The organism is Citrobacter sp. JUb117, from assembly GCF_024809055.1.
GTDB lineage: Bacteria > Pseudomonadota > Gammaproteobacteria > Enterobacterales > Enterobacteriaceae > Citrobacter > Citrobacter gillenii.
This window is the reverse complement of record NZ_JANUFB010000013.1, coordinates 61,068-68,361: the sequence shown is the minus strand read 5'-3', so window position 1 is coordinate 68,361 and position 7,294 is coordinate 61,068. Positions and strand designations below refer to the sequence as shown.

General features: G+C 54.9%; 4 protein-coding genes and 1 other RNA gene. 1 reads left to right on the top strand and 4 read right to left on the bottom strand.

Going from position 1 to position 7,294, the window contains the following annotated elements; genetic code table 11:
* Positions 1-47: 47 nt before the first annotated feature.
* Positions 48-178: non-coding RNA, RtT sRNA (locus tag M2374_RS21375), on the top strand.
* Between the two features lie 127 nt (positions 179-305).
* On the opposite strand, the gene narI is transcribed toward M2374_RS21375, so the two are convergent.
* From narI to M2374_RS21355, 4 genes are read right to left on the bottom strand one after another with little or no spacing between them, the layout of a single operon-like run.
* Entirely contained in the window at positions 306-983 is a 678-nt protein-coding gene (gene narI, locus M2374_RS21370) for a respiratory nitrate reductase subunit gamma (protein WP_115258301.1), read from the bottom strand.
* Positions 983-1,693 (bottom strand): nitrate reductase molybdenum cofactor assembly chaperone, encoded by a 711-nt coding sequence (narJ, locus tag M2374_RS21365; RefSeq protein WP_117342900.1) that lies wholly within the window; start codon positions 1,691-1,693, stop codon positions 983-985. The genes narI and narJ overlap by 1 nt, the downstream gene beginning before the upstream one ends.
* Entirely contained in the window at positions 1,690-3,228 is a 1,539-nt protein-coding gene (gene narH, locus M2374_RS21360) for a nitrate reductase subunit beta (protein ID WP_096756786.1), read from the bottom strand. Before narH ends, narJ begins: the two co-directional genes overlap by 4 nt.
* Complete coding sequence (locus tag M2374_RS21355; RefSeq protein ID WP_096756785.1) at positions 3,225-6,968, bottom strand: nitrate reductase subunit alpha; 3,744 nt, start codon at positions 6,966-6,968, stop codon at positions 3,225-3,227. Before M2374_RS21355 ends, narH begins: the two co-directional genes overlap by 4 nt.
* Positions 6,969-7,294 lie beyond the last annotated feature (326 nt).

Here is a 7,294-nt window from a genome sequence, read left to right as displayed (position 1 = left end):
CATCAATCCCCTGTAATACCTCAGCTAAATCAAAGCACAATGCCCTATATTCTGCCCATGCGGGAAGGATGAGAATCTTCGATTAAGGTTCGATTAGAGCATAGCGAGAAAACGTTGCCGCAGGCAACGACCCGAAGGGCGAAGCGCGCAGCGCTGAGTCATCTTTCCCCCACCACCACTTCCCTGTAGTACCCTTAGCTAAACAGCTAAACCCCATAGGCCGGATAAGGCGTATTCGCCACCACCCGGCAACAGTCATAAAAAAACCCCGCCGAAGCAGGGTTTACAATGACGCAGAGAATCGATTAGTGGCGTGCGCGAACAATCTGATACTTGCGGGTCAAATACTCGACCGGCACGCTCCAGATGTGTACCAGACGCGAGAACGGGAACAGCAGGAACAGCGTCATACCGAGCACCAGGTGCATACGGAAGATAAACGCCACACCGTCCAGGTACTGGGACGCGCCGCCGTGGAAGGTCACCACAGACTGTGCCCAGTTGACCAGCTTCATCATCTCACTCCCGTCCATATGCTGGGCGGAGAACGGAATAGTCAGCAGCCCCAGCGCACACTGGATAACCAGAACGGACAGCACCAGAATATCCGCGCCGGTGGTAGTGGCACGCACGCGTGGGCTGAACAAACGGCGTTTGAGCAGCAATACACCACCGACCAGACACATCACGCCGGACGCACCGCCTGCAAACATGGCCATTTTCTGTTTCACTTCCAGCGGCAGCCACGCTTCGTACATCCAGTGCGGCGTTAACATCCCCAGGAAGTGGCCGGCGAAAATACCCAGGATCCCGATATGGAACAGGTTTGACGCCATGTTCATCCCTTTGCGATCCAGCATCTGACTGGATGCCGCACGCCAGGTGTACTGCCCGTAGTCATAACGCAGCCAGCTACCAATCAGGAAGACAGAACCCGCAATGTACGGATAGATGTCAAAGAAGAACGTATTCAGGAAGTGCATTATTGCTGTCCTCCGGTGGTGATATTCAGATACTGCGGCGCGACGGCCCCGGCAAAACGACGCTGGTGAGCGGAGATCTCAGATTCACCGCACCCCTGATCGGCAAAGAATTTCACCTGCTCTTCTTCCCAGACAGCGTCCAGCGCCTGCGGAGTATCATCGCGAACTTCATCCGCAATTTTCTCCGCCACTTTGTCGCTATCGATAGCCGCATTCGCCAGTTTCAACAGCAGATCGAACAGCACGGCGTAGCGACTTTCACGCTGTTGCAGACGAGCACTGAGCAGGGCCAGAATCGGGGCGATATCCTGCAAACCACCCAGCGCCTCTTCCTTCGGCAACTGCGCCAGATATTCCAGGTACAGCGGCAGATGGTCCGGTAATTCGCGGCTGTCGAGCTGTAAACCGTGCTGCTCGTACTGCGCCATCAGGTCAACCATCGCCTGACCGCGGTCGCGGGATTCACCATGCACATGTTCAAACAACAGCAGCGAGGTTGCACGGCCACGGTCGAACAGTTCACTGTAGCGGGACTGTGCGTCCAGCATGTCCTGCGCGGTTAAATCGCGCAGGAAGACGCCCAGAGTCTGGACATCATCTTTGTCCAGGTTTTCAGATGACGCGAGTGCATCGAAAAGTTCCTGCTGATGCTGCCATAAGGCAGCATCCGGGTACTCGAGCAGACGCGAAACAATGACGAGTTCAATCATTGGTGCGGCTCCGTTTTGCTGGTCACATCGACAGCATCGATGCGGCGACTGTTGAACAGATTGAATTTGGTGTCCGAACCGTGGCAACCGTCGCCGAAGGTAAAGCCACAACTGCTTTTCTCCGGGAACGCTTCACGCGCCAGCTCACGATGGCTGCTCGGTACCACGAAACGATCTTCGTAGTTCGCGATGGCCAGGTAGCGGTACATTTCCTGTGCCTGCGCTTCAGTCAGACCAACTTCTTCCAGCGCACGGGTGTCGACTTTACCGTCAACGGTTTCCGCACGTTTAAAGTGACGCATCGCCAGCATGCGCTTCAGCGCCAGTACCACCGGCTGCGTATCCCCTGCAGTCAGCAGGTTTGCCAGGTACTGAACCGGAATACGCAGGCTGTCCACGTCCGGCAGAATACCGTTGCTGCCCAGCTCACCCGCATCAGCCGCAGACTGAATCGGTGACAAAGGCGGAACATACCAGACCATTGGCAGCGTGCGGTATTCTGGGTGCAACGGCAGCGCCAGCTTCCAGTCCATCGCCATTTTGTACACCGGAGACTGCTGAGCCGCGTCGATCACGCTCAGCGGAATACCGTCTTTCAGTGCCTGCTCAATGACCGCCGGGTCATTCGGATCGAGGAACACGTCCAGCTGACGCTGGTACAGATCTTTCTCGTTCTCGGTGCTTGCCGCGCTTTCAATGGCGTCAGCGTCATACAGCAGTACGCCGAGGTAACGAATACGTCCGACGCAGGTTTCGGAGCATACGGTCGGCTGACCGGCTTCGATACGCGGATAGCAGAAGATGCACTTCTCTGACTTACCGCTCTTCCAGTTGAAGTAGATTTTCTTGTACGGGCAACCGGTAATACACATACGCCAGCCGCGGCACTTGTCCTGGTCGATCAGCACGATGCCGTCTTCTTCACGCTTGTAGATGGCACCGCTTGGGCAGGTCGCCACGCACGCCGGGTTAAGGCAGTGCTCGCACAGACGCGGCAAATACATCATGAAGGTATTTTCGAACTGGCCGTACATCGCCTTCTGCATGTTCTCGAAGTTTTTGTCTTTTGACAGCTTCTCGAACTCGCCGCCCAGGTCGTCTTCCCAGTTCGGACCTTTGGTTATCTTGTCCATACGCTTGCCGGTGATCAGCGAACGTGGACGTGCAATCGGCTGCGCTTTGCTGTCAGCCGGAGCGTTGTGCAGCGTCTGGTAATCGAAGTCAAACGGCTCGTAGTAATCATCGATACCCGGCAGATGCGGGTTAGCGAAAATTTTACCCAGCAGCAGCGCTTTGTTACCCATGCGCGGCACCAGCTTACCGTTGATCTTGCGGATCCAACCGCCCTTCCATTTTTCCTGGTTTTCCCAGTCGGTCGGGAAACCGGTGCCCGGCTTAGTTTCAACGTTGTTGAACCAGGCGTACTCGGTCCCTTCACGGCTGGTCCAGACGTTTTTGCAGGTTACTGAACAGGTGTGGCAACCGATGCACTTATCGAGATTCAGCACCATGCCGACTTGTGAACGAATTTTCATTTTACGCTCTCCTGTACCTGGTCATTGCCTTCGCCATCCAACCAGTCAATGTTCTTCATCTTACGGACCACCACGAACTCATCACGGTTTGACCCTACGGTGCCGTAGTAGTTAAAGCCGTAGGCCAGGTGGGCATAACCACCAATCATGTGCGTCGGTTTCGGCGTAATACGGGTCACCGAGTTATGGATCCCGCCGCGCTGTTCGGTAATTTCCGACCCTGGAATATTCACAATACGTTCCTGGGCGTGGTACATCATGGTCATCCCGGCCGGGACACGCTGGCTGACTACCGCACGGGCGGTTAGTGAACCGTTGCTGTTAAAGACTTCGATCCAGTCGTTATCTTCGATACCCAGATCTTTCGCATCCGCTTCACTCATCCACACGATCGGACCGCCGCGGCCTAATGTCAGCATCAGCAGGTTGTCGCTGTAAGTGGAGTGGATACCCCACTTCTGGTGTGGCGTCAGGAAGTTGAGCGCTTTCTCCGGATTGCCGTTGGATTTCTCGCCCATCACGGCTTTCACCGAACGGGTGTCAATTGGCGGACGATAAACCAGCAGGCTTTCACCGAAGTCGCGCATCCACTGATGATCCTGATACAGCTGCTGACGACCGGTCAGCGTACGCCATGGGATCAGCTCGTGAACGTTGGTGTAACCAGCGTTGTAAGAAACATGCTCATCTTCCAGCCCAGACCAAGTCGGGCTGGAGATAATTTTACGCGGCTGCGCCTGAATATCGCGGAAGCGGATTTTCTCGTCTTCTTTATTCAGTGCCAGATGCGTATGGTCACGGCCGGTAAATTCACTCAGCGCAGCCCAGGCTTTCACCGCCACCTGACCGTTGGTTTCCGGCGCCAGGGTGAGGATCATTTCGGCGGCATCAATCGCCGTATTCAGCATCGGCTGACCTTTAGCCGGGCCTTCTGCCTTGGTGTAGTTAAGCTTACGCAGCAGGTCCATTTCGCTCTGGGTGTTCCAGGCAATCCCTTTCCCGCCGTTACCGACTTTATCCATCAGTGGGCCGATGGAGGTGAAGCGTTCGTAAGTTGCTGGGTAATCACGCTCAACGGTCATGATGTGCGGGGCAGTAACGCCTGGGATCAGATCGCATTCGCCTTTTTTCCAGTCCTTCACGTCCAGCGGCTGCGCCAGTTCGGCAGCTGAATCGTGCTGGATAGGCAGCGTCACCACGTCGGTTTCTTTACCGAGGTGACCGACGCAGACTTCAGAGAATTTCTTGGCGATGGCTTTGTAAATTTCCCAGTCGCTTTTCGATTCCCAGGCCGGATCAACAGCGGCAGACAGCGGATGAATAAACGGATGCATGTCCGATGTATTCATGTCGTCTTTTTCATACCAGGTGGCGGTAGGCAACACGATGTCGGAATACAGACAGGTGCTCGACAGACGGAAGTCCAGCGTCACCACCAGATCCAGCTTGCCATCGAGACCGTTATCCTGCCATTCCACTTCTTCTGGCTTCACACCACCCTGTTTGCCCAGATCCATCCCCTGAATACCGTGTTCAGTACCCAGCAGATACTTCAGCATGTACTCATGACCTTTACCGGACGAGCCCAGCAGGTTAGAACGCCAGATGAACAGGTTACGCGGATGGTTTTTACCGTTTTCAGGTTGTTCTGCCGCAAAGCGAATAGAACCCTCTTTCAGCGATTTCACGGTGTAATCCACCGGCGTCATCCCGGCTTTTTCCGCCTCACGAGCAATGTACAGCGGGTTGGTGCCTAACTGCGGCGCAGATGGCAACCAGCCCATACGTTCAGCGCGTACGTTAAAGTCGATCAAATGACCGCTATAGCGGGACTTGTCCGCCATCGGCGACAGCAGTTCCTGCGCAGTTACCGTCTCATAACGCCACTGGCTGGAGTGGTTATAGAAGTAGGAGGTGCTGTTCATGTGACGTGCCGGACGCTGCCAGTCAAGGCCAAACGCCAGCGGCTGCCAGCCGGTCTGCGGACGCAGTTTTTCCTGACCCACATAGTGCGCCCAACCGCCACCGCTCTGACCAACGCAGCCGCAGAACACCAGCATGTTGATCAATCCGCGATAGTTCATATCGAGGTGATACCAGTGGTTCAGACCGGCACCGACGATGATCATTGAACGACCGTGCGTTTTGTCAGCGTTATCGGCAAATTCACGGGCGATACGCACGATTTGAGCGCGTGATACACCGGTAATTTTTTCTGCCCATGCGGGGGTATATGCTTTGATGTCATCGTAGCTGGTGGCGCAGTTTTCATCGTTCAGACCGCGTTCCAGACCGTAGTTCGCCATGGTCAGGTCATAAACGGTGGTCACCAGCGCGGTAGTACCGTCCGCCAGTTGCAGGCGTTTGACCGGCAGTTTGTGCAGCAGAACGTTTTCCAGTTCGACTTTATTAAAGTGCTCGGTGCCTTCGCCGCCAAAGTATGGGAAGCCGACTTCAGCGATGTCATCCTGGCTGCCCAGCAAGCTGAGCTGCAGTTCGGTTTCTTTACCGGACGTGCCATCGCGCTGCTCAAGGTTCCACTTTCCTTTTTCGCCCCAGCGGAAACCAATCGAACCGTTTGGTGCGACCATCTCGCCGTCGGTATTGACGGCAACGGTTTTCCACTCTGGGTTATTTTCCTGGCCCAAAGAATCGACCAGATCGGCGGCGCGCAGCATACGGCCCGCCGCATAGTAACCGTCACGCTCTTCGAGCATCACCAGCATCGGGAAGTCGGTGTAACGACGCACATAGTCGGTGAAGTACTGGCTTGGGTTATCAAGGTGGAACTCACGCAGCATGACGTGGCCCATTGCCAGCGCCATCGCGGCATCGGTGCCCTGCTTCGGTGCCAGCCACAGGTCGCACAGCTTGGCAATTTCAGCGTAGTCCGGGGTGATCGCGACCGTTTTGGTCCCTTTGTAGCGAACTTCAGTGAAGAAGTGGGCATCCGGGGTACGGGTCTGCGGAACGTTTGAACCCCAGGCGATGATGTAGCTGGAGTTGTACCAGTCGGCAGATTCCGGAACGTCGGTCTGCTCACCCCAGGTCTGCGGAGACGCAGGCGGCAGGTCACAGTACCAGTCGTAAAAGCTCAGGCAGGTACCGCCAATCAGGGACAAGTAACGTGCACCGGAGGCGTAGGAAACCATCGACATTGCCGGGATCGGCGAGAAGCCTGCCACGCGGTCAGGGCCGTAGGTTTTGACGGTGTAGACGTTAGAAGCGGCAATCAGCTCATTCACTTCCTGCCAGGAAGAACGTACAAAACCACCACGACCGCGCGCTTGCTTGAAGCTTTTTGCTTTATCGGCGTCTTCGATGATGGATGCCCATGCGTCTACCGGATCGCTGTGCAGTCTTTTCGCTTCACGCCACATTTTCATCAGGCGTTTACGCATCAGCGGGTATTTCAGGCGGTTAGCGCTGTAGAGATACCAGGAGTAGCTCGCACCGCGCGGGCAGCCGCGTGGTTCATGGTTTGGCAGGTCTGGACGGGTGCGCGGGTAGTCGGTTTGCTGGGTCTCCCAGGTCACCAGACCATTTTTCACGTAGATTTTCCAGCTGCATGAGCCGGTGCAGTTTACCCCATGAGTTGATCGCACGACTTTGTCATGCTGCCAACGCTGGCGGTATCCATCCTCCCAGTCCCGGTTAGTATTGAGAAGCTGGCCGTGCCCATCGGCAAAGGTTTCGCCCTTCTGCTTGAAGTAGCGAAACCGGTCCAGGAATTTACTCATCGGTTGTCTCCTGTAGGAGCCTGACGGCTCTCTGATAAATCGACATTGCTTGATTGAGAATGAAGGTAACGCTATGAAAGCGCGTGGGAATTGATAACGATCAAGGCAGGCAGGGATGGGAAAGAGAGGTTAAATTTTATATACCCCTTAAGTGGGATGAGGTAAAAGTGAGTAATTATTTGATTTTAAATATGATTTTAAAATTAACTCATCATACAAATGTTAAATTCTTTACAAGTGAGTATTAAGGGGTATCCCCCCTGGCAGGCCTCTTTCTGTGCACCGTTCTGACAGACGATAGTCTCTGTAGATAAATAAGTATGTTG

Coding starts and splice junctions, on each gene's coding strand:
- M2374_RS21355 (WP_096756785.1), bottom strand. CDS start 6,968: ATGAGTAAATTCCTGGACCGGTTTCGCTACTTCAAGCAGAAGGGCGAA.
- narI (WP_115258301.1), bottom strand. CDS start 983: ATGCACTTCCTGAATACGTTCTTCTTTGACATCTATCCGTACATTGCG.
- narH (WP_096756786.1), bottom strand. CDS start 3,228: ATGAAAATTCGTTCACAAGTCGGCATGGTGCTGAATCTCGATAAGTGC.
- narJ (WP_117342900.1), bottom strand. CDS start 1,693: ATGATTGAACTCGTCATTGTTTCGCGTCTGCTCGAGTACCCGGATGCT.